This is a genomic window from Rhizobium sp. BK316, from assembly GCF_014193695.1.
In the GTDB taxonomy this organism is placed as follows: Bacteria; Pseudomonadota; Alphaproteobacteria; order Rhizobiales; family Rhizobiaceae; genus Rhizobium.
On the sequence record NZ_JACHZR010000003.1, the window covers coordinates 673,056 to 693,245 of the forward strand.

23 protein-coding genes and 1 riboswitch are annotated in these 20,190 nt (G+C 61.4%); of the genes, 11 read left to right on the forward strand and 12 right to left on the reverse strand.

Translation table 11 applies throughout. The annotated features are described in order from the left end of the window. Window positions 1–45: 45 nt before the first annotated feature. The gene (locus tag FHT87_RS17380) at window positions 46–807 is read right to left on the reverse strand and encodes a hypothetical protein (RefSeq protein WP_246698248.1); all 762 of its coding nucleotides are present in this window, start codon (window positions 805–807) and stop codon (window positions 46–48) included. Between the two features lie 185 nt (window positions 808–992). On the opposite strand from FHT87_RS17380, the gene nthA reads away from it, so the two are divergent. The 3 genes from nthA to FHT87_RS17395 are packed head-to-tail and all read left to right on the forward strand — an operon-like array spanning window position 993 to window position 2,657. Beyond that, window positions 993–1,643 (forward strand): nitrile hydratase subunit alpha, encoded by a 651-nt coding sequence (gene nthA / locus FHT87_RS17385; protein ID WP_183736028.1) that lies wholly within the window; start codon window positions 993–995, stop codon window positions 1,641–1,643. Further along, window positions 1,640–2,299: a nitrile hydratase subunit beta gene (nthB, locus tag FHT87_RS17390; protein WP_183736029.1), complete on the forward strand. Its 660-nt coding sequence runs from the start codon at window positions 1,640–1,642 to the stop codon at window positions 2,297–2,299. The genes nthA and nthB overlap by 4 nt, the downstream gene beginning before the upstream one ends. Continuing rightward, the gene (locus FHT87_RS17395) at window positions 2,286–2,657 is read left to right on the forward strand and encodes a nitrile hydratase accessory protein (protein ID WP_183736030.1); all 372 of its coding nucleotides are present in this window, start codon (window positions 2,286–2,288) and stop codon (window positions 2,655–2,657) included. Before nthB ends, FHT87_RS17395 begins: the two co-directional genes overlap by 14 nt. Before the next feature lie 20 nt (window positions 2,658–2,677). On the opposite strand, the gene FHT87_RS17400 is transcribed toward FHT87_RS17395, so the two are convergent. Genes FHT87_RS17400 through FHT87_RS17410 form a run of 3 tightly spaced genes read right to left on the reverse strand, consistent with a single transcriptional unit; the run spans window position 2,678 to window position 4,363 of the window. Next, complete coding sequence (locus FHT87_RS17400) at window positions 2,678–3,460, reverse strand: anti-sigma factor (protein ID WP_183736031.1); 783 nt, start codon at window positions 3,458–3,460, stop codon at window positions 2,678–2,680. After that, window positions 3,457–3,972, reverse strand: a complete 516-nt coding sequence (locus FHT87_RS17405) for an RNA polymerase sigma factor (RefSeq protein ID WP_183736032.1) — start codon at window positions 3,970–3,972, stop codon at window positions 3,457–3,459. Before FHT87_RS17405 ends, FHT87_RS17400 begins: the two co-directional genes overlap by 4 nt. Before the next feature lie 10 nt (window positions 3,973–3,982). Then, entirely contained in the window at window positions 3,983–4,363 is a 381-nt protein-coding gene (locus FHT87_RS17410; protein ID WP_183736033.1) for a hypothetical protein, read from the reverse strand. Window positions 4,364–4,549: 186 nt separating this feature from the next. Continuing rightward, window positions 4,550–4,630, forward strand: a riboswitch (ZMP/ZTP riboswitch). Window positions 4,631–4,651: 21 nt separating this feature from the next. On the opposite strand from FHT87_RS17410, the gene FHT87_RS17415 reads away from it, so the two are divergent. The 3 genes from FHT87_RS17415 to FHT87_RS17425 all read left to right on the forward strand — a co-directional run bounded on the left by FHT87_RS17415 (window position 4,652) and on the right by FHT87_RS17425 (window position 8,145). Next, window positions 4,652–5,953 (forward strand): Mur ligase family protein, encoded by a 1,302-nt coding sequence (locus FHT87_RS17415; protein ID WP_348647673.1) that lies wholly within the window; start codon window positions 4,652–4,654, stop codon window positions 5,951–5,953. Between the two features lie 207 nt (window positions 5,954–6,160). Continuing rightward, entirely contained in the window at window positions 6,161–6,892 is a 732-nt protein-coding gene (locus FHT87_RS17420; RefSeq protein WP_246698252.1) for an alpha/beta hydrolase, read from the forward strand. Between the two features lie 125 nt (window positions 6,893–7,017). After that, complete coding sequence (locus FHT87_RS17425; RefSeq protein WP_183736035.1) at window positions 7,018–8,145, forward strand: ATP-dependent RecD-like DNA helicase; 1,128 nt, start codon at window positions 7,018–7,020, stop codon at window positions 8,143–8,145. Between the two features lie 100 nt (window positions 8,146–8,245). On the opposite strand, the gene FHT87_RS17430 is transcribed toward FHT87_RS17425, so the two are convergent. Continuing rightward, a complete protein-coding gene (locus tag FHT87_RS17430) occupies window positions 8,246–8,938 on the reverse strand; it encodes a MerR family transcriptional regulator (RefSeq protein ID WP_183736036.1) in 693 nt (230 codons plus the stop codon). A gap of 447 nt (window positions 8,939–9,385) precedes the next feature. Here FHT87_RS17430 and FHT87_RS17435 point away from each other — a divergent pair, with 447 nt between their 5' ends. Next, the gene (locus FHT87_RS17435) at window positions 9,386–10,138 is read left to right on the forward strand and encodes a pyridoxine 5'-phosphate synthase (protein WP_183736037.1); all 753 of its coding nucleotides are present in this window, start codon (window positions 9,386–9,388) and stop codon (window positions 10,136–10,138) included. 49 nt (window positions 10,139–10,187) lie between these two features. On the opposite strand, the gene FHT87_RS17440 is transcribed toward FHT87_RS17435, so the two are convergent. Continuing rightward, the gene (locus FHT87_RS17440) at window positions 10,188–11,069 is read right to left on the reverse strand and encodes an SDR family oxidoreductase (protein ID WP_183736038.1); all 882 of its coding nucleotides are present in this window, start codon (window positions 11,067–11,069) and stop codon (window positions 10,188–10,190) included. Between the two features lie 119 nt (window positions 11,070–11,188). Here FHT87_RS17440 and FHT87_RS17445 point away from each other — a divergent pair, with 119 nt between their 5' ends. Beyond that, window positions 11,189–11,632 carry a helix-turn-helix domain-containing protein gene (locus FHT87_RS17445; RefSeq protein ID WP_183803519.1) on the forward strand — a complete coding sequence of 148 codons (444 nt, stop codon included), beginning with the start codon at window positions 11,189–11,191 and terminating at the stop codon, window positions 11,630–11,632. Between the two features lie 40 nt (window positions 11,633–11,672). On the opposite strand, the gene FHT87_RS17450 is transcribed toward FHT87_RS17445, so the two are convergent. The 4 genes from FHT87_RS17450 to FHT87_RS17465 all read right to left on the reverse strand — a co-directional run bounded on the left by FHT87_RS17450 (window position 11,673) and on the right by FHT87_RS17465 (window position 15,362). Then, window positions 11,673–12,881, reverse strand: coding sequence for an MFS transporter (locus tag FHT87_RS17450; protein ID WP_183803522.1), 1,209 nt, complete (start codon window positions 12,879–12,881; stop codon window positions 11,673–11,675). Between the two features lie 94 nt (window positions 12,882–12,975). Further along, window positions 12,976–13,599, reverse strand: coding sequence for a TetR/AcrR family transcriptional regulator (locus FHT87_RS17455; protein ID WP_183803525.1), 624 nt, complete (start codon window positions 13,597–13,599; stop codon window positions 12,976–12,978). A gap of 60 nt (window positions 13,600–13,659) precedes the next feature. After that, window positions 13,660–14,577: a bifunctional helix-turn-helix transcriptional regulator/GNAT family N-acetyltransferase gene (locus tag FHT87_RS17460; RefSeq protein ID WP_183803527.1), complete on the reverse strand. Its 918-nt coding sequence runs from the start codon at window positions 14,575–14,577 to the stop codon at window positions 13,660–13,662. Between the two features lie 62 nt (window positions 14,578–14,639). After that, the gene (locus FHT87_RS17465; protein ID WP_183803530.1) at window positions 14,640–15,362 is read right to left on the reverse strand and encodes an aspartate/glutamate racemase family protein; all 723 of its coding nucleotides are present in this window, start codon (window positions 15,360–15,362) and stop codon (window positions 14,640–14,642) included. Window positions 15,363–15,512: 150 nt separating this feature from the next. Between FHT87_RS17465 and FHT87_RS17470 the strand changes: the two genes are divergently transcribed. Both FHT87_RS17470 and FHT87_RS17475 read left to right on the forward strand, forming a co-directional pair. Then, window positions 15,513–15,974 carry an Lrp/AsnC family transcriptional regulator gene (locus FHT87_RS17470; protein ID WP_183736044.1) on the forward strand — a complete coding sequence of 154 codons (462 nt, stop codon included), beginning with the start codon at window positions 15,513–15,515 and terminating at the stop codon, window positions 15,972–15,974. 88 nt (window positions 15,975–16,062) lie between these two features. Next, window positions 16,063–17,328 (forward strand): NAD(P)/FAD-dependent oxidoreductase, encoded by a 1,266-nt coding sequence (locus FHT87_RS17475; RefSeq protein WP_183803533.1) that lies wholly within the window; start codon window positions 16,063–16,065, stop codon window positions 17,326–17,328. Window positions 17,329–17,559: 231 nt separating this feature from the next. On the opposite strand, the gene FHT87_RS17480 is transcribed toward FHT87_RS17475, so the two are convergent. Next, entirely contained in the window at window positions 17,560–18,606 is a 1,047-nt protein-coding gene (locus tag FHT87_RS17480; protein ID WP_183803536.1) for an NAD(P)-dependent alcohol dehydrogenase, read from the reverse strand. A gap of 200 nt (window positions 18,607–18,806) precedes the next feature. Between FHT87_RS17480 and FHT87_RS17485 the strand changes: the two genes are divergently transcribed. Continuing rightward, on the forward strand, window positions 18,807–19,715 hold the full coding sequence (locus FHT87_RS17485; protein WP_183803538.1) for an AraC family transcriptional regulator: 909 nt from the start codon (window positions 18,807–18,809) through the stop codon (window positions 19,713–19,715). Between the two features lie 2 nt (window positions 19,716–19,717). On the opposite strand, the gene FHT87_RS17490 is transcribed toward FHT87_RS17485, so the two are convergent. Continuing rightward, window positions 19,718–20,074 (reverse strand): DUF4087 domain-containing protein, encoded by a 357-nt coding sequence (locus FHT87_RS17490; RefSeq protein WP_348649376.1) that lies wholly within the window; start codon window positions 20,072–20,074, stop codon window positions 19,718–19,720. Window positions 20,075–20,190 lie beyond the last annotated feature (116 nt).

Here is a 20,190-nt window from a genome sequence, read left to right on the forward strand (position 1 = left end):
CGCGTATCGCTTGCAAGAAACGGTCTTGCTTTCATGCCCGATAGCTCACGCGATAAGGCGGGGATCGAGTTTCGCCATGGGAATAGCGCATTCGGTGACGATCCGCGCCGCCAGAGACGGGTCGAGCGGCGGCCTGACGTGGAAGAAGGCAAGTTCCAACGCCAGGCCGATCGCGAAAGGTCGCCTGCTGATAGGCACGAGATTTCGATCGAGAGCATCGGCCAACTTCGGCCACAGGCGGCGAACGTAGGCAAGGGGCGTATCGCCTGGCCGGTGCTCATCCATCAATCGCGGTATTCCGAACTGCGCATGTCCGATGGTTGAAACCACGTAACGAAGCGTTTCCGTCGCCATTTCTTGCGGGATCACAGCACCGGACCTTCTTGCCGCGCCGTATGTCAGGTTGAGCAGGGCATCATGGCTGTCCAGAAGGAAGGCGTTCGGCAGATTGCCGGTATAATAGCGGGAGCCATCCTCCGTTTCCATGGCGATGAGATCGGCGTCGTCACTGAGCTGTCCGGCGGAAGCAATATCAAAGGCGGTGAGGACGCACGAAAAACCGCCAACCGATCCCAGGGCTGCAAACAGGTCGATCGAATGAACGTTGCCGTCCGTCGCCATTTCCTGAAGCAGGTGATTGAGGAGTGCGCTTGCAACCAGCCCCGGGCTCTGCACGGTATCTTCGATCTCACGCCAGCGCGGATCGGCAGATGCCGAGCCGTCCGCAAGGCTCTCCATCTCCTCACGCGGAGGGGCGGACGGAGGCACGGGCGATCTGGTCGTGCGGCCGAATGTCGGAACTTTCATGTGTGCAATGGTGAGATGAAGCCATTAACGTTTGGTTAGGATGACAGCGAAAAATAAGGAGTTGCTTAATTAGCCTCTTCTTCAACCCTGCCGATGGCATTTATTGCGGCAATTCTTGACGAGAAATACGCTTGGCGGTCCTCCGATCGGCGCATAAGATCGAGCGCTCTACCTTGGGGAGCGCCATGCGGCACAGAGACGACCACGCAGATCATGACCACGATCACCATGATCATCACCACGACAACCACTATTCGGATATGCAGGCGCGCGTGAAAGCGCTGGAGACGCTGCTGACGGAGAAAGGGCTCATCGATCCGGCGGCAATCGATGCGATTGTCGAAACTTATGAGACGAAGGTCGGGCCGCGCAATGGCGCGCGTGTCGTTGCGAAGGCTTGGAGCGATCCGGACTTTGCCGAATGGCTGAAGCGAGACGCGACGGCGGCGATTGCCAGCCTCGGTTATACCGGCCGGCAGGGCGAGCATATGCGTGCCGTCTTCAATACGGCTGACACGCACAATCTCATCGTCTGCACGCTCTGCTCGTGCTATCCGTGGTCGGTGCTCGGCCTGCCGCCGGTTTGGTACAAGGCACCGGCCTATCGCTCGCGTGCCGTCATCGATCCGCGCGGCGTGCTGGCAGAATTCGGGGTGACGCTGCCTGAGAGCAAGAAGGTTCGCGTCTGGGATTCGACGGCGGAGCTGCGCTACCTCGTCATTCCCGAGCGGCCAGAAGGCACCGAGGGTCTGGACGAGGAGGCGCTTGCCGATCTCGTCAGCCGCGATGCGATGATCGGAACGGCGATAGCTGGCAGGCCGGAGGTCACCCCATGAACGGTCCACACGATCTCGGCGGGCAGATGGGCTTCGGGCCTGTCGCGCCTGAAGTGAACGAGCCCTATTTCCATGCCGAATGGGAGAAGCGGGCGCTCGGCATCACGCTTTCCTGCGGCGCTTTCGGCGCCTGGACGATCGACGAGAGTCGTCATGCGCGCGAGAACATTCCGCCGGCCGATTATCTGGCGGCGAGCTATTACGAGATCTGGATCCGCGGCGTAGACATGCTGCTGGAGCGTCACGGCTTTGCAAGCCACGAGGAGCTGCTGTCTGGCCACAAGCAGCACGACGGCACGGTGCCGAAGCGGGTGCTGAAAGCGGATATGGTGGTTGGCGTGCTCGCCAAAGGCGCTCCCTGCGACCGGCCAGTCGAGACTGCGCCGCTCTTCGTCGTCGGCGAGCGAGTGAAGACGAAGAATTTCAATCCCACGACCCATACGCGGCTGCCGCGTTACGCGCGCGCCAAGATGGGTGTCGTCGAGGCGGTGCAGGGCTCTTTCGTCTTTCCCGATGACAATGCCCATGGCAAAGGCGAGAATCCGCAGTGGCTCTATACCGTCGTCTTCGACGGAGCCGAGATCTGGGGCGAGGGTGCCGATCCGTCGCTGACGGTGTCGATCGATGCATGGGAGAGCTATCTTGAGCACGTGTGAGATGCCGTCCGAACTGGCGCAATTGCCCGGCCTGCCGAAGTCACTGCAGGGTGATCCTGCCTTTCCCGAGCCCTGGGCGGCGGAAGCCTTCGCCATGACCGTGCATCTGCATGAGAAGGGGCTGTTTACCTGGAGCGAATGGGCCGAGACCCTGTCGCGGGAATTGCACAGGCACGGCCGGGCCGAGGATGGCAGCGATTATTTCGACTGCTGGGTGGCGGCACTTTCCGATCTGCTCGTCAGCTGTGGCGTGGCGGATGCTGACGCGATCCTCGACCTGCAGGGGAGCTGGCAGCGCGCGGCGGAGGCGACGCCGCACGGCAAGCCGATCGAGCTTGCCAACGATCCCTTGCGCTGAGTTTTATTACGGTTCCCGCTTCACGATGGAAACTGCCGGTAACATTCCTCGGCGACCTTGCGCAGCATGTCGCGGGAGATTTCGCCGGTGACCGCATAGCCGAGTTCGCCGTCGATCCAGTAGAAGGTCTCGACATCTTTTGCGGAGGCGAAGCGGAAGCTCGTCGTCCTGTTTTCCTTGTTGCGGCCGACGATGACGGTCAGGCGTTCGCCGCCCTGATCCTCATACATGAACATGGCGCCCGGTCTTCCATCGACCGGCAGCAGGCGGCCGCCGACGAGGTGGAAGCCGAGGGATTTGAGGTCTGGCACCTTGAGGTCGGGGATCGCCAGCCGTTTGCCGAGCCAGGTCGCCAGATGCGCCTCCTCATTGGCAAAGACTTCGACCGGGTGGCGCACTTCGCTCGCATAGACGAGGAAGGCGGTTTCGGCCTGTTTCGGCAGGGTTTCGGATTCGGCAAGCTGTAGCGGCGGGCGTTCGAAGAGCGGCGGGATGAAGCGGTCGCTGAGCGCGCCGAGCGCAAAGAGCGCGACGGCGGCAGCCGCGAGTGCGGAGCGCATCTTCCAGGGGGAGGCGGGCTCTGCCGGTGTCACCAGCTGGAGATCGGTGTCGCGGCTCTTATCGTAGCCTGCAAACAGGGATTTGATGCCGGCATTCTGCGTCCGCCAGCCGGCGACCATGGCGGCTTCATCGGGGTTTTCGGCGAGATAGGCTTCCACGCGGGCACGGGCTGCCTCCGGCAATTGCCCATCGGCGTAAGCGTGCAGGTCCGCTTCGGTCACGGTGGGATTGGTCTCGTTCATTTCGGTCTCCGAAGCGTAATCACGTTGTCGGCTTTCATATGCTCGCCCATGCGCTGGCGTGCGCGCGACAGGCGCGACATGACGGTGCCGATCGGGATGTCCAGCATGGTTGCCACTTCGCTGTAGCTGTAGCCCTCGATGACGACGAGCATCAGCACGGCGCGGTATTCCTCCGACAGGCTGTCGAGGGCCTGTTCCAGCCGCAGGCGCTCCAGCGGATCGGCCTGAGCTTCGGGATTGGCCATTTCCTCAGCAGCATCGAGATCGACCAGCCGGTCGCGGGGGCCTGCGCGGCGGGTGTTGCGATAGAGGTTGGTCATCGTCGTCAGAACCCAGCCGCGCAGGTTGATGCCGCGCCACTGGCCGCGCCGGGCCAGAACCTTTTCCACGCAATCCTGAAGCAGATCCTCGCCTTCGGCATCCGAGCGGGTGAGGCTGCGGGAATAGCGGCGAAGGGAGGGGAGGAGGGCCAGGATCTGGCCCTCGAACGTGTCGGGTGGGGGCGTCTTCACACTTGCCTCATCAGGGCTTTGCGAGGTCCCAGACACCGCCGACGCCGTCGCCGGTGATGTCGCCGGACTTCATGTCCTTCACCCAATAATAGAGCGGCATGCCGTCCTTGGCCCACTGCTTCTTTCCATCCTTGCGTTCGACGAGCGAGTATGCACCATCGGCCTTGGCGTCGGAAGCGGCGAGGAAGGGCGGCCAGTTGGTGGCGCACTTGTCGTAGCAGTTCGAGACGCCCTTTTCGTCCTTCTTGTAGGTGTAGAGCGTCATGCCCTTTTCGCCGGCAAGAACCTTACCCTTGGCCGATTCGACTGACGTGACGGCGGGGGCGGCGAAGGCTGCGGTGGCGGTGGCAGCGACGAGCGCCAGCACGGACAGGAATTTCACGGACTTCATAGTCTCTCTCCTCGGGTTAGGCACGCATTCTTGCGTTACCGGACATGAGACACGGCAGGCTGCCGATTTATTCCCGCTTTCTTTTTCCCGATCCGCAGCTCCCGTTGAAAGCCACATGGGGTCGCGGCGGAGCGGTTTCGATGACGCTTCGAAGGCTAGGCAGGGTCTCGGAATATGCTAGTGTCGGCCCGCCTGCGTGACTGGCGAGACAGATGGAGAACCATCGGGAAGCGCAGGTTGTCGATGCCGCTCGCCTGGGCACAAAATGAATCCTTGTAGCCGTGTACCATGCCCATGCAGAACCAGAATCCTCGCCTTATCGAAGCCCTTTCGCAACTTGATCAGCTCACCAACTGGGAACAGCGTCCGCGCGGCGAAATGCGCGTCGGACTGGAGCCGATCATTGATCTCTCCGCCCGTCTCGGCAATCCGCACCACGCCTTCCGCTCGATCCATGTGGCGGGCACCAAGGGCAAGAGCTCGACCTCGGCGCTGCTCGAAGCGGGGCTGCGCCATGCCGGCATTTCCGTCGGGCGTTATGCGTCGCCGCATGTGGAGCACATTTCCGAGCGTGTCAGCATCAACAGCCGGCCGGTTGAGGAGGCTGTGCTGGCCGAGGCGCTCTTCCTGGCGCTCGATGCCTTGCGCGCTGCAAGGACGGAAGGGACAGCGGCAGAGGCTGCGACATGGTTCGATATGCTGACGGCGGCCGGCTTCCTGATCTTCCGGGATGCGGGCGTAAAATGGGCCGTGGTCGAGACGGGTCTCGGCGGGAGGCTGGATTCCACCAATATCGTTGCGAGCGACGTTTCCATCATCACCAATATCGGCCTCGAACATACGGAGATATTGGGCAAGACGCGCGCCGCCATCGCCTTCGAAAAGGCCGGCATCATCAAGCCGCATTCGACGGTGGTGACACCGGTTGAGGCCGACGATGAGGCGGGCGCGGTCATTGCCAAGCGCGCTGTCGAAATCGAAGCGCGGCTTATCCGGCCGGATTTTTCCGGGCTGAAGACGATTGCCGAGCGCAATGTCGCCGTTGCAGGTGCCGCACTCGACGTGCTGGGCGAACTCGGCGTGGAGGCGCAGGATGGCCGGAAGGTCGGCGGATGGCTGATCGACAAGGCGGCCGAGCAGGAATCACAATTGCCGGGTCGGTTGGAGCATTTCGTCGTGCCCGTCGCGGGCAGGGGCGTTTCCGTCGCGCTCGACGGGGCGCATGTGCCCTTCAATCTCGAAGCTGTGCTGGACGATCTCTTCGGCATGGAGGGGTTTGCCGGACCGGGTATCGCGGTCGTTGCGATTGCGGCGGATAAGGATGCCGCCGGGCTCCTCGAAGTGATGGGCGGTTACGGTGTCTCGCCGATCTTCACGTCGGTTTCGGACCGTTTTCGTTCGCCTGCCGAACTGCGAGAGCTTGCCGACACGATCGGCCTTGCCAGCGAAGTGATCGACGATCCGCAGAAGGCTTACGAGAAGGCGCTCGAGCGGGCTGCCGGCACCGGCGCCTGGGTGATCCTCACGGGGTCGCTTTATCTCGTTGGGGTTCTACGTGAGCGGATCATTCGGGAAGCCGCGAAAAGCTAGCGGCGCGAAATAGGGCCGATTGCGATCATCCTCGGTCGGCTTGCGATCCTGAAATTTCAGTCTCACGGAAGAGTGAAGCCTTCGTGCGTTCTATTTCTATTGCGCACAATTAAATTGTGCATTATTGATTTTAGCGTTGGCATTCGAAAGGAACACAACATGCGTAATTTTCTGAAGATTGCACTGGTTGCCAGTGCGCTAGCCGCGATGGCTTCTCCTTCGTTTTCGGCAGATGCGAAGCCGACGGTGGTTCTGGTGCATGGCGCTTTTGCCGATGCGTCGAGCTGGAACGGCGTCATCGAAAAGCTCGAAAAGGATGGCTACTCGGTGGTCGCTGCTGCCAATCCGCTTCGCGGGGTTAAGTCTGATGGCGATTATATCAGGCGCGTCGTTGCGGGCATCAAAACCCCTGTCGTACTCGTCGGCCATTCCTATGGCGGCTCTGTGATAACAGAGGCTGCGTCTTCGTCAACAAACGTGAAATCGCTGGTCTACGTCGCCGCTTTCGCACCCGATAGCGGTGAAACGGCGGCGGCGCTCTCGGGCAAATTTCCGGGCGGCACGCTGGCAACCGCGCTTGCCGAGCCCGTTGCGCTCGATGGCGGCGTCAAGGATCTTTATATCGATCAGGCCAAGTTCCATGATCAGTTTGCAGCCGACGTGCCGGAAGACGAGGCCAAGCTGATGGCGGCGACGCAGCGCCCGATCACCGACGCCGCGCTTAACGAGGCAAGCGACAAGGCAGCCTGGAAGACGATCCCGGCCTATTTCGTCTATGGCGATGCAGATAAGAACATTCCGGCAAAGGCTCTGCAGTGGATGGCCGACCGCGCGCATTCGAAGGATACCGTCGTGGTATCGGGCGCATCCCATGTCGTGATGGTCTCACATCCCGACAAGGTCGCAAAGCTGATCGAAGAGGCGGCTTCGAGCAAGTAAGCGATGATGCTGCTCATTGGAGCCAGCGCGAATAAAGCGTGCCGGAGATTTTCGCTCCGGCACGTCTGCGTTTGAGGTGAATTTCCGCCTTGCCTACGCGATGCGAATCCTGCCAAGTCGCTTCCATGCAATTCGCCCCTCAACAGGATGAAGCTCTGAAGGCCGTTTCGAACTGGCTGAAGGAAGGTAGGTCTCCGCTCTTCCGTCTGTTCGGCTATGCCGGAACGGGCAAGACGACGCTTGCCAAGCATTTTGCCGAGCATGTCGATGGCGATGTTCTGTTTGCCGCCTTCACCGGCAAGGCGGCGCAGGTGCTGCGCTCGCGCGGGGCATCGAATGCCAAGACCATCCATTCGCTGATCTACCGGCCGCGCGGCGAGGAAGAGGTGGAGGACGAGGAAACCGGCAAGACCTCGATCGCGCCGATGTTTTCCATCAACCGCCAGAGCCCGGTCGCCAAGGCGGCGTTGATCATCGTCGACGAGTGCTCGATGGTGGACGAGGCGCTCGGCAAGGACCTGATGAGCTTCGGCACGCCGATCCTGGTGCTCGGCGATCCCGGCCAGCTGCCGCCGGTGTCGGGCGGCGGCTATTTCACCAATCAGGAGCCGGATTATCTGCTGACGGATATCCACCGGCAGGCACGCGACAACCCGATCATCAAGCTTGCCATGCAGGTGCGTGAGGGCAACGAGATCATGTATGGCGACTATGGCACGGCGCAGGTGATCTCGAAGAACGAGGTGACGCAGCCGCTGGTCATGGATGCCGATCAGGTGCTCGTCGGCACCAACAAGACGCGGCGACGCTATAATCAGCGCCTGCGGGAACTCAAAGGTTTTACGACCGAACATCCGCAGACCGGCGACAAGCTGGTCTGCCTGCGCAACGACCCGGCCAAGGGCCTGCTCAACGGCTCGCTCTGGCAGGTCATGACCTCGTCCAAGGAAACGACGAAGCCCGGCATCAACCTGCTGGTCCGCCCTGAAGACGACGACATGGATCGGGGGGCTGCGAAGATCAAGCTCCTGAAGCAGGCCTTCGAGAATGTGGAAGGCGAGATTCCCTGGAACACGCGCAAACGCTATGACGAGTTCGACTACGGCTATGCGCTGACGGTGCATAAGGCGCAGGGTTCGCAGTGGAACAATGTCGTGCTGTTCGACGAAAGCTGGGCCTTCCGCGACACGCGCGAGCGCTGGCTCTATACGGCGATCACACGCGCGGCAGAGACGCTTACGATCGTCCGCTGAAGGTTGGCGTCCGCTAGGGATTGGCGTCGGCTGACGGGCCTTGCCGAAGAATAATGTTCGCGCGCAGGAAAGCGGTGGCGGCCGCTGACGGAGATGGGAATCAGGCCTGCACAACGCCGAGGAGAACCGCCTTGGCGATGGCCTGGAAGCGGTTGTTGGCGTGGAATTTCAGAATGATATCGGCTTCGAGCGCGCGTGCTTCCTCATGCTTGAGGTCGAGGGCGCGGGCGATGCGCGGCGTCGAATATCCCTCGGCCATCAGCTCCAGGCACTGGCGTTCCTGATCGGTCAGGCTTGCCGGATCCCTGTTGTCGTTGATCGGCGGCAGGTCGAGGCTGCTGTCGTAATCGAGAAGGTCGCTCACCTGCTGCAGCTGTCGATGCAACGTCGACATCTCGGCCGTCAGCTCGCGCCTGCGCTGGGAAAGGGCCTCGTGGAAGATCGACTCGGCCTCTTCCTGCGAGGCCGCGCCGCGCAAAACATCCATCAATTCCTGGATGACGGCGATCGGCATGCCGGTTTCGCGGCAGGCGGTGATGACTGCCATGCGCATGACGTCATCCTGATCGTAAACGCGCATCAGGCCGATGCGGTTTGCGGAAATCAGGCCCTTCTCTTCGTAGAAATGCAATGTCCTGTGCGTGACGCCGAAAGCGTTCGCCATGTCGGCGATCGGAACGGGACCGTGTGGGAGATCCGGCGGCAAAGCGGCCGAAGGCAGGAACCGGTATTTCGACCGGGCCTCCGAAGCGATACCGGCGGCAGCAAACAAACGCTTGGAACCGTCTGGCATGAACCCTCCTGGGGCAGATAGTTGCACCTCATGCGGCTTTGCCAGTTGCTTCCGGAGCGCGGCGAGCGGGGTTTTCCTCTAGCGTTCTTATCGTTGGAAGAAGCAGGACTCGGCGTACTTACTCGTTACGCGACGTCCACATTAGGCGCGGACGTGTTCTTTTGTAAGTGCTAAAAATAACCGTTTTTAAATGGGATAGCAATGTTGCGGCATCTCAATCCGCCTCTTGCTTGACGTGTGGTATGATGAAACCACACTGTTCGCCGTCGTTGACCAATGATCTTCGACGGGAGCGAGAATTACTGTTTTTCGGTCCGCCCTGACTTCAATCATCGTGGCGTGCAGCCATCAAGGCCAGGCATGAATGCATGCGCGAATCTCATTGGCCTTCGCGGGCTGCTTGGCTTAAAAGCAGGGCCAGTTTTTCAAGCGCTGATGGATCTCGCCATGCCCGCCAAACTTTCCGTGAACCTCAATGCCATCGCCATGCTGCGCAACCGGCGCGATCTGCCCTGGCCAAGCGTGGAAGGGCTCGGGCGCATCGCGCTTGCCGCCGGCGCTTCGGGGCTGACCGTGCATCCGCGGCCGGACCAGCGGCATATCCGCTTTTCCGACCTTCCGGTCATCCGCAATCTGATCGACGACGAATTTCCGGAAGCCGAATTCAATATCGAAGGTTATCCGACCGAGGAATTCCTGGAGCTTTGTGCTGGTGCTGCGCCGGAGCAGGTGACGCTGGTGCCTGACGATCCCTCGCAGGCGACCTCCGACCATGGCTGGGATTTCCGCAAGCATCAGGCGTTTCTCACCGATGTCGTGGCGCGGCTGAAAAAGATGGGATGTCGCGTTTCACTGTTTGCCGACGGCGATGGCGACGCGGAGGCGGTGAAAGCCGCGAAGGCGACGGGCGCCGATCGAATCGAGCTTTACACCGGTCCCTATGGCGGCTGCTACGATGCGCCGGAGCGGGTAGGGCCGATTCTCGAGGGGCTCGGCCAGACGGCGGATGCGGCGATAGCGCTCGGCCTTGCCGTCAATGGCGGCCATGACCTGACAGTGGCAAACCTGCCCGCGCTTGTGAAGCGCATTCCTGCTCTCGCCGAAGTTTCGATCGGTCACGGGCTGACGGCGGATGCGCTGGAATATGGCATGGCGGAAACGGTGCGCCGTTTCTGCCGGGCCTGCGGCCAGAAGATCTGAAAGGAGAGGCCCGCCCTCGGTGGACGCGAGGGCGAGCCTTGAGGCCGGCTCAGGCGGTGAGAGCGGCCTTGTTGGCGACGAAATAGTCCTTGAGCGGCTGTGGCTCCTTGCCCGTCAGCTTGGTGAAATCGTCGGTGACGATGTCGAACTTGCCGGCGCGGATCGTGGCGTCGGCAGAAACCAGCATGTCGGCGACGAAGCCCGGCAGGCCGGCGCCGCGGATGCCCTGGCCGAGCTGTTCGTCGGTCACATCAACGACATCAAGCGGTTTGCCGGTGGCCTCGGTAACGAGGGTGGCGATTTCCTTTGAGGTCAGCGACTGCTTGCCGGTCAGCGTGTAGGTGCCGGTGCTTCCGGCGGCGAGGACCGAAGCGATGGCGAGTGCGCAGTCGTCACGCGAGATGGTCGAGATCTTGCCGTCGCCGGCCGAAGTGAACCATTTTCCGGTCTGCAGATTGTGCGGCATGCCGTGCAGATAGTTGTCGTGATACCAGGCGTCGCGCACGATCGCGTAGGGGATGCCGCTTTCCTTGATGGCGTTTTCGGTGCCGAGATGATCGGGCGCGAAGGTGACGAGCGAATTATCAGGGGCGGGCATGGAGGTGTAGCTGATGTGCTTCACACCGGCCTTTACGGCAGCGGCGACAGCAGCCTTGTGCTGGGTCAGGCGCTTGCCCGGCGTGTCGAGGGCGTCAGTGCTGATGATCAGCAGACGGTCGACACCGGCGAAAGCGGCTTCGAGGCTGGCGGCATCATCGAAATCTGCCTTGCGGGTTACGACACCCGTGGCGGCGAGGGTCGCGAGCTTTTCCGGGCTGCGGGTCGCGGCGACGATATTGGCCGGAGCGACCTTATAGCTTTCGACCAGATGATGGATGACACGCTGGCCGAGTTGGCCTGCAGCGCCGGTGACGAGAATGGTTTCGCTCATGGTGTCCTCTAGTGGTTTGACAGGTGGTCTCAAAAAGAGAGTAACACTAGAATAGGAATTGACCTGAGGCTGTAAAGAAGGCAGTTTTTCGGGAGTTCGTTACCAAAAGGGAACCATCTATGGCCGGAACAGTCGTCAGTCTGAAAGCCAGAGCGCGCCAACCAAAAGGACCGGCCGATGGGCCGGGAGGTGCGCGGCGGGAGATCGATCTTGCCAGCCTGGATTTTACCAATTGCCCGGTTCGAGACGTGTTGCAGCAGATCGGCGGCAAGTGGTCGACGCTGCTTCTCGAGGCGCTTGCCAAGCAGCCCTATCGCTTCGGCGAGTTGCGCCGAATGATCCCCGATATTTCCCAGCGCATGCTGACCCAGTCGCTGCGCGACCTGCAGCGGGACGGCTATATCGAGCGGGAGGTTTTTCCGACGAAGCCGCCGAGCGTGGAATACCGGATGACCGATCTCGGCCGCTCGCTCTACACGGCGTTGTCGCAGCTTCTGAACTGGGCCGAGGCGAACCATGACGAGGTTCGCGCCGCGCGGCTGCGCTTTGACGCAGAACAATAAAAGAGGGATCAGGGGGACGAGCCGCCTGATCCGGACTTGATTACTTCTCACGGCCTTCCGTGAGGAAGAACAGGAAGGCGAGCGCCGGGAAGCAGAAGCCGATCCAGGCGGCCATCGTCCAGCCGCCGGTTGCGTAAGCCCAGCCGCCGAGTGCGGAGCCGATGGCACCGCCAGTGAAGAAGGTTGCCATGAACAGGCCGTTCAGGCGGCCGCGATGTTCCGGGCTCAGCCCATAGATCGCGCGCTGGCCACAGACGAGGTTGGTCGTCACGCCGAAATCCAGGAGGATCGCCGCGGCCGTCAGCAGGATGAGCGCCGTCAGCGAGCCGTCCGTGGCGAAATGGCTGATGAGGAAAGAGCCCATGCCGAGCAGCATGGCGAGCGTGGAGGCGACCTTCGTCATGCCGCGGTCGGCCAGGCGACCGGCGATCGGCGAGGCGATGGCGCCGGCGGCGCCAGCGAGCGCAAAAAGGGCGATGCCGCTCTGCGATATGCCGAAGGCGGGGCTTGCGAGCAGCAGCGGCGCCGTCGTCCAGAAGAGGCTGAAGGCACCGAACATGCCGGCCTGATAAAGGGCGCGGCGCTGCAGCACGCGCGAGTTCAGCGCCAGATGTCCCATGGAGGCCAGCAGCTCCCCATAACGCAGCTTCGTGTGAGGGACGCGGGCCGGCAGGTTGGCGCGCAGTACGATGCCGAGTGCGATCATGACGGCGGCTGTGACGTAATAGACCATGTGCCATGAGGATGCTTCGGCAACGAGGCTTGCGAAGGGGCGGGCGAGCATGATGCCGCAGAGCAGGCCGCTCATGACATTGCCGACGACCTGGCCGCGCGTGGCATCCGGCGCCATGCTGGCGGCGAAGGGAACGAGAACCTGAGCTGCGACCGAGGCGAGGCCGATGCAGAGCGAGGCCGTCAGAAACATTGATGGCGTGGAGGAGAAGGCCGCGCCGATGAGGGCAAGTGCGGAGCCGACAGTCAGTGTCAGGATGAGACGGCGGTTTTCGAAGAGGTCGGCAAGCGGCACCAGGAGCAGAAGGCCAAGGCCGTAGCCGATCTGCGTCAGCGTGACGATGAGGCCGGTTGCGGCCGGCGAGAAGCCGAGATCGGCGCTGATCAGGCCGGCAAGCGGCTGGCCGTAATAGAGGTTGGCGGCGACAAAGCCGCAGGAAGCTGCAAAAAGGAAGGTTAGCCAGGGGGATAGGGCGCGGGGCATGGCCGCATCCGGCGTGGTGGCTGAAACGCTCATCAGAAACTCCAGTAGGGCAATAATTGGGAGGATTGAATGCAATTTAATCGTCTGCCGCCACCCGATCCCTGACCGAATGACGGTATTTCGGTCGTCAAGTCACGAGCCGCATTGCGGCCTCTGCCGCAGCCATCATCTCTTTCTCGCCGCGTCCCGTCCTCCCGATGACGCGCAGGCCCTTGGTGAGGCAGAGGAAGGTGAGGGCCGTGGCATCCGGGTCTACGGTCGGCGGAATGGTGCCATCGGCCTGGCCGATACGGATGAGATCGGCCATCAGCTTTTCGTCGGCGGAAAAGGCGGCGGCTACATGTTCTGCCGCTTCTTCGTCCAGCAGCGAGAGATCGTTTGCGCCGCCGACGACGAGACAGCCCTTGAGGCCAGCTTCGCCATGGGAAAGCTCGGTGTAATACGTGACCATCTGGAAGACCTTTTCGCGGCCGGTCTTTACGGATGCGATTTTCGCCTCCAGCCGGCCGCGGCCGAGTTGACGATAGCGCTTGAAGGCAGCAAGGAAGATGCCGCGCTTGTCCTTGAAAGCCTTGTAGACGCTGCCTGAGGCAAGGCCCATGGCTTCGGTCAGTTCGCTGATCGAGGCGGCGTGGTAGCCGCGCTCGGAGAAGACGCGCAGCGCAGCATCGAGGGCTGCGTCCATATCGAACTCGCGCGGGCGGCCACGGCTGCGGGTCTTCACATCGGATGTCAGGGTGTCAACGGTCATGGCGCCTAATTAGGGAATGACCGTTTCCAAATCAAGTAAAATTTCTGCGACGCAGCAAAATCAGAGATCGAGTACCCAGGTCTGGCCATTGGCCTCAGGGCCGAACATTCGGTGTCTCTCCTCGGAGACAAGCCGGAAACCGGCCTTTTGGTAGATGGCGCGGGCAGTATGGAGGAAGTCGTTGGTCCAGAGCGAGATCTGCTTGTAGCCCTTGCGGCGCGAGAAGGTGATGCACTCATCGACAAGCTGTTTGCCGAGACCGAGGCCGCGGGCGGCCTTGTCGACATAGAGCAGGCGGAGTTTGGCGATGCCGTCGCCGCCATTGGTGATCAGCACCGAGCCGAGATTAATGCCGCTGCGCTCGGCGATCCAGCAATGCTCCATCTCGGGGTCGAAATTGGCGAGGAACTTTCCGGCGACTTCGGCGACCAGCCCTTCGAAACGCAGGTCCCAGCCATATTCCTCGGCATAGAAGCGTCCCTGGCTCTGGACGATCCAGCCGATGTCACCGGCGCGATGCGGGCGGATGATGGCGCTCGCCGGTTTTGCCTGAGGGTCAAGGATCGCGCGGATGGTCTGCATCGCGGCAACGGCGGCCTGCGGCTCGCCATCGGCCAGCGTGTCGAAGCGGGCAGCGATCTGGGCATTGGAGCGGCTGCCAAGCTCTTCGAACTGAGCGCGTCCCTTGGCGGTGACAGTGAGAATCTGGCTGCGCTGATCGGCGGGATCGAGCGTTGCCTCGATCAGCTCTTCCTCGCGGAAGCGCTTGAGGATGCGGCTCAGATAGGCGGGGTCTAGCTGCAGGTCGCGGGCGAGGGCGCCGGCATTGACGCCATTGTGGGCGCCGATCTCGAAGAGCACGCGCGCATCCGTCAGCGTGAAGGAGGTATCGAGATAGGCCTTGTTCAGAAGGCCGAGGAAGTTCGTGTAGAAGCGATTGAATTCGCGGGCGGATTCGATGAGGGCAATATCGGTCATGGCAGGGTCTCCTGACAGAAACCCTGCTGCTTTTATTTGACTGAGTCAACTAAATTGATGACTCAAGCCGCGTCTTCTTCTTCGTTTGGGAGTTCTCCCTCGAAGGCGAAATCGACGGCGGCGCGGGCGTGGATCGTCGTCGTGTCGAAGCCGGGCAGGGGCAGATGATCGGGATCGAGGATGAGGCAGATCTCGGTGCAGCCGAGGATGATGCTGTCGGCGCCCTTGGCGTGGGCGCGTTCGATTACGGCCATCAGTTTTTCACGTGAGCTGTCGAGCACCTTGCCGGCGCAGAGCTCGTTGAAGATGATGTCATGGACGGTCGTGCGGTCGGCGGCATCAGGCACGACGATGTCCAGACCGAGGCTCTTCATGCGGTCGGTATAGAAGCCGTGCTCCATCGTGTAGCGCGTGGCGAGCAGCAGCGGGCGCTTGCAGCCTGCTGCATGGATCGTCGTGGCGGTCTCGTCGATAATGTGGATCAGCGGCACGGAGATGTGTGTTGCAACTTCGGGCGCGATCAGATGCATGGTGTTGGTGCAGATGAGCACGCAATCGGCTCCGGCAATCTGCAGGCGCAACGCAACATCGCCGAGGCGGGAGGCAGCCATATCCCAGGCGCCGGCCTTCTGCAGGGCAACGATCTCCTCGAAATTCACTGAATGCAGAACGAGCTCGGCGGAGGCCAGTCCGCCCAGGCGCTCGCGCACCATCTCGTTGATGAGGCGGTAATAGACTGCGGAACTTTCAAAGCTCATGCCGCCGATCAGGCCGATTGTTTTCATGGATGGTCGCTCCCTCTGGTGTTTTAGGATGCGTTGATGATGCGGCAAATCGGGCGCGGTGTGTTTGCGTTGTTTGTGCTTTGGCATTGTTCTGTGCTAAACTTTTGTGTCATTTTTCAGTTTCCTGCAAAATTCCAGCGTAGGTTCATCATGATCGACGATCGCGACAGGCGGATTCTCGATATCCTGCAGAATGATGCGAGCATCTCCGTGACCGATCTTGCAGAACGCGTGGCGCTTTCGGTCTCGGCTTGCTCACGGCGCATCCAGCGGCTGGAGGAGAGCGGTTATATCGCGCGGCGCATCGTCGTGCTCGACCGGGAGCGGATGGGCGTGCCGACGACGCTGTTTGCGCTCATCAAGACGGCACATCACTCCGACGAGTGGACGGAGAGCTTCCGGCGGGCGATCAGTGACATTCCCGAGATTGTCGAGGCGCACCGGCTGACGGGCAATTATGATTACATCCTCAAGATCGTACTGCCGCGCGTGGAGCATTACGATGTCATCTACAAACGGATCGTGCGCAGAATCGAGCTTTTCGACGTGTCGGCTTCGATCTCGATGGAACTGTTGAAACATGGTACGTCCATACCCGTCTCCTATGCCTGACGTTGTGGGGAGATATGCCGAAACGGCGGTTGAAACCTTCGTTCGAAAGGCGACATTTGTTGCAGCGCAATGACGAAAGGGTAGGGTCATGAGCGAACATCATGTCGTCGTTGTCGGCGGCGGCTTCGGCGGGCTGCAGCTCGTCAACGGATTGAAGGGTGCGGGTGCGAAGATCACGCTCATCGACCGGCGCAACCACCATCTCTTCCAGCCGCTGCTTTATCAAGTGGCAACGACAATCCTATCCACCTCGGAGATCGCCTGGCCGATCCGCCATCTCTACGCCGACCGGCCCGAGGTGACGACGCTGCTCGGCGAGGTCAATGGCGTCGATGTCAAGGCAAAGAGTGTTTCGCTGCGCAGCGGCATGGTGCTGAACTACGACACGCTGGTGCTCGCCACCGGCGCCACGCATGCCTATTTCGGTCACGACGAATGGGAGCCGGTGGCACCTGGCCTGAAGACGCTGGAGGATGCGACAACGATCCGCCGCCGCGTGCTGCTCGCCTTCGAGCGAGCGGAAGTGGAAAGTGATCCGGCCGCACGCGACGCGCTTTTGACCTTTTCCATCGTCGGCGCAGGCCCGACGGGCGTCGAGCTTGCCGGTATCATTGCCGAGCTGGCGCATTTCACGCTGCCGAAGGAATTCCGCAAGATCGACACGCACAAGACCCGCGTCGTGCTGATCGAGGCCGGTCCGCGCGTGCTGCCCGCCTTTGCCGAGGAGCTTTCGGCCTATGCGCAGAAGGCACTGGAAAAGCTCGGCGTCGAGGTGCTGAGGGGAACGCCGGTGACGCAGTGCACGGCTGATGGCGTGACTGTTGGCGAAAACTTCATTCCGAGCCGGACGATCGTCTGGGCGGCGGGCGTGCAGGCCTCGCATGCGGCGCGCTGGCTTGGCGTGCCGGCCGACCGGGCAGGGCGCGCTATCGTCGAGAAGGATCTGACCGCACCAGGCCTGCCCGATGTCTTCGTGATCGGCGATACGGCCTCCGTCATCAGGGAAAACGGCAAGCCGGTGCCGGGCATTGCGCCGGCCGCCAAGCAGCAGGGCGGCTATGTGGCGAAGGTCATTCGCGCCCGCATATCCGGCAAGCCTGCGCCGGCGCCGTTCAAATACTGGCATCAGGGCAGCCTGGCGACGATCGGCAAGAGTGCTGCCATCATCGATTTCGGCCGCTTCAAGCTCAAGGGCTGGCTCGCCTGGTGGATCTGGGGTCTTGCGCATATCTACTTCCTGATCGGCACGCGCTCGCGCTTTACCGTCGCCTGGAACTGGCTGTGGATTTATCTTAGCGGCCAGCACAGCGCCCGGCTGATCACCCAGCGCGAGACGATGCGCGACGACGGGTAGGGAGAGGTATTTTGCTTTCACGTCTTGTGAGGGTGCCGGCAGGAAAAGGGCAGTTTTTGACGCTGACATCAGTTTATTGACGAGCGTCCGCTGCTTGCTCGGCGTCATGCTCGAGCTTGTCCCGAGGATCCGCTACGTCGCAGATGCTCGGGACAAGCCCGAGCATGACGAAAGTGCGGATGCGGGCTCAGCAGTCTAAGGGCGGCTTCCGGAGCCGCCCTTTTCATTTCATCAGGCTGCCAGCGAGGCGATGTCGATGACGAAGCGGTAGCGCACGTCGCTCTTCAGCACCCGCTCATAGGCTTCGTTGACCTGCTGGATGTTGATCTTCTCGATTTCGGAAACGATGTTATGCTCGCCGCAGAAGTCGAGCATTTCCTGGGTTTCCTTGATCGAGCCGATCATCGAGCCGGAAATGCTCTTGCGGCCGGGGACCAGCGAGAAGGCGTGGACCGGGATCGCGTTTTCGGGAACGCCGACGACAACGAAGGCGCCGTCAACCTTGACGAGACCGAGATAGGCGTTCCAGTCGATTTCGGCGCTGACGGTGCAGATGACGAGGTCGAAGGCGCCGCGGAGCTTCGTGAAGGTCTCTGGGTCGTTGGTGGCGTAATATTCCTTGGCGCCGAGCTTCAGGCCGTCTTCCTTCTTGGAAAGGGTCTGGGAGAGCACGGTGATATCGGCACCCATGGCCGCACCGAGCTTGACGCCCATATGGCCGAGGCCGCCCATGCCGACGATCGCGACCTTCTTGCCAGGACCGGCCTTCCAGTGGCGCAGCGGCGAATAGAGCGTGATGCCGGCGCAAAGCAGCGGCGCGGAGGCATCGAGCGGAAGGTTGTCCGGAATGGACATGACATAGCCTTCCTTGACGACGATCGAGTCGGAATAGCCGCCCTGGGTGCGGGTCTTGCCGTCGGCTTCGAACTCGTTGTAGGTGCCGACGAGGCCGGGCATATACTGTTCGCGGTCGAGATCGCGGGTAGCGCAGCCGACGCAGGAATCCACGAAGCAGCCGACGCCGACGCGGTCGCCGACTTTGAACTTGGTCACTTCGGAACCGACAGCCGTGACGATGCCGGCGATCTCATGGCCCGGTACGATCGGATAAACGGCATTCTTCCATTCATTGCGGACAGTGTGGATATCCGAATGGCAGATGCCGGCAAACTTGATCGCGATCACGACATCATCCGGGTTCGGATTACGGCGTTCGAAGGTGAAGGGGGTCAGCGGCTTGGAAGCGTCAGTCGCGGCGTAGCCTCTTGCGATAGGCATGGGAACCATCCTTTTTCGTTTTTGGAGGGGTGGGTAAGAGGATTGTCGGACTATTGCGCCGAACTGTGCCAAGGCGTTAGAGCGATACTCTCAGCTTTTTGCACGATCCTGCAAAAGTGAGCGGGCCACCTGTTTGCGAAATGAAAAAGGCGGCCTAGATAGAAGCGGTATCCCCGGCGTCGCACAGAAAGAGTTGCCGCATGACATTGCCCTTCAATCCCTATCAGGAAATCGTCGATATCGCGATGCGCTTTGCGCCTGATGATGGCGAGTTCCGTACGTCGATCGGCAATCTCCACATCAGCCGCCGCTCCAATCCCAGCGATCCGCTGCATAGCAGCTACAAGCCCTGCTTTGCCTTTGTGCTGCAAGGCGCCAAGAGCCTTCGTCTCGGCAGTGAATTCATCAGCTATGGAACCGGAGACTATCTTCTGACCTCGCTCGATCTGCCGGTCGCATGGCGTATCGCCGAGGCGAGCCCCGAGGTGCCGCATCTCTGTCTGGGGCTCGCGATCGACTCCGAAAAGCTGCTCGAACTCTTGAGCCGCATCGATATTCCGCGCCCGGCCGCCCATACGGACGGGCAGCGCGGCATGACCGTCAACGTCGCACCGCCGGAGCTTCTGGACGCTGCCGTGCGCCTCTTACGCTTGCTCGATCGTCCAGACGACATTCCGGCCATGGCGCCGCTGATCGAGCAGGAAATCCTCTATCGGATCCTGACCGGGCCGGATGGCGAGCGGCTGATCAACATCGCCACGGCCGACAGCCACAGCAACAGGATCGCGCGCGCCGTCGCCTGGCTGAAGGAGAATTTCGCCCGGCCGCTGCGCATCGAGGAACTGGCCGACCATGTCAGCATGAGCGCATCCTCCTTTCATCACCACTTCAAATCGGTGACGGCGATGACGCCGATGCAATATCAGAAGCAGCTTCGCCTGCATGAGGCGCGCCGGCTGATGCTGGTGGAGCGGCTGGATGCAGGGACTGCCGGCCATCAGGTCGGCTATCAGAGCCCGTCGCAGTTCAGCCGCGAGTACAGCCGCCTCTACGGCGCATCGCCCGCACGCGATGTCGATGGCGCGCGGGATGCTGTCGCAGCGGAATAAGCTCAGCCCGGAAATTTCAGTGCCTTGTCGTTGCGGCATTTCGCGAGGTTCAGCTGGCGGAAGGAGAGTATGCGCGTGATGTGTTCCTTGCCATCGGTCTCGACACTCATGCAGGCGCAGGCATAGCCGTAATTGCCGTTGGTGCGCACATAGTCGTGCTCTGAAATGTCGGGGATGAGATCCATGCCTTCGGGCTCGTCATCGCTCCCCTGCGTCATGATCGTCCAGGTGTTTTCCGCATCGTCCAGCCACCAGTTGGCAGGCGTAGGGTTCTGGATCCAGCCGCAGCGCGTCTCGGCGGCAAAGGCCGGGAGAGCGAGGGTAAGCGACAGGGCGGCGGTGAGGGCTATTGTTTTCACGGGCGATTCTCCTTGGGCTTCGATGCTCGGCGATTTGTCTGCCTTCGAACAGCCGAATTCCACTGTTTCATATGATACGAAAAAATCTCCTGACGGTTCTTGACGGGAGCCTGCGA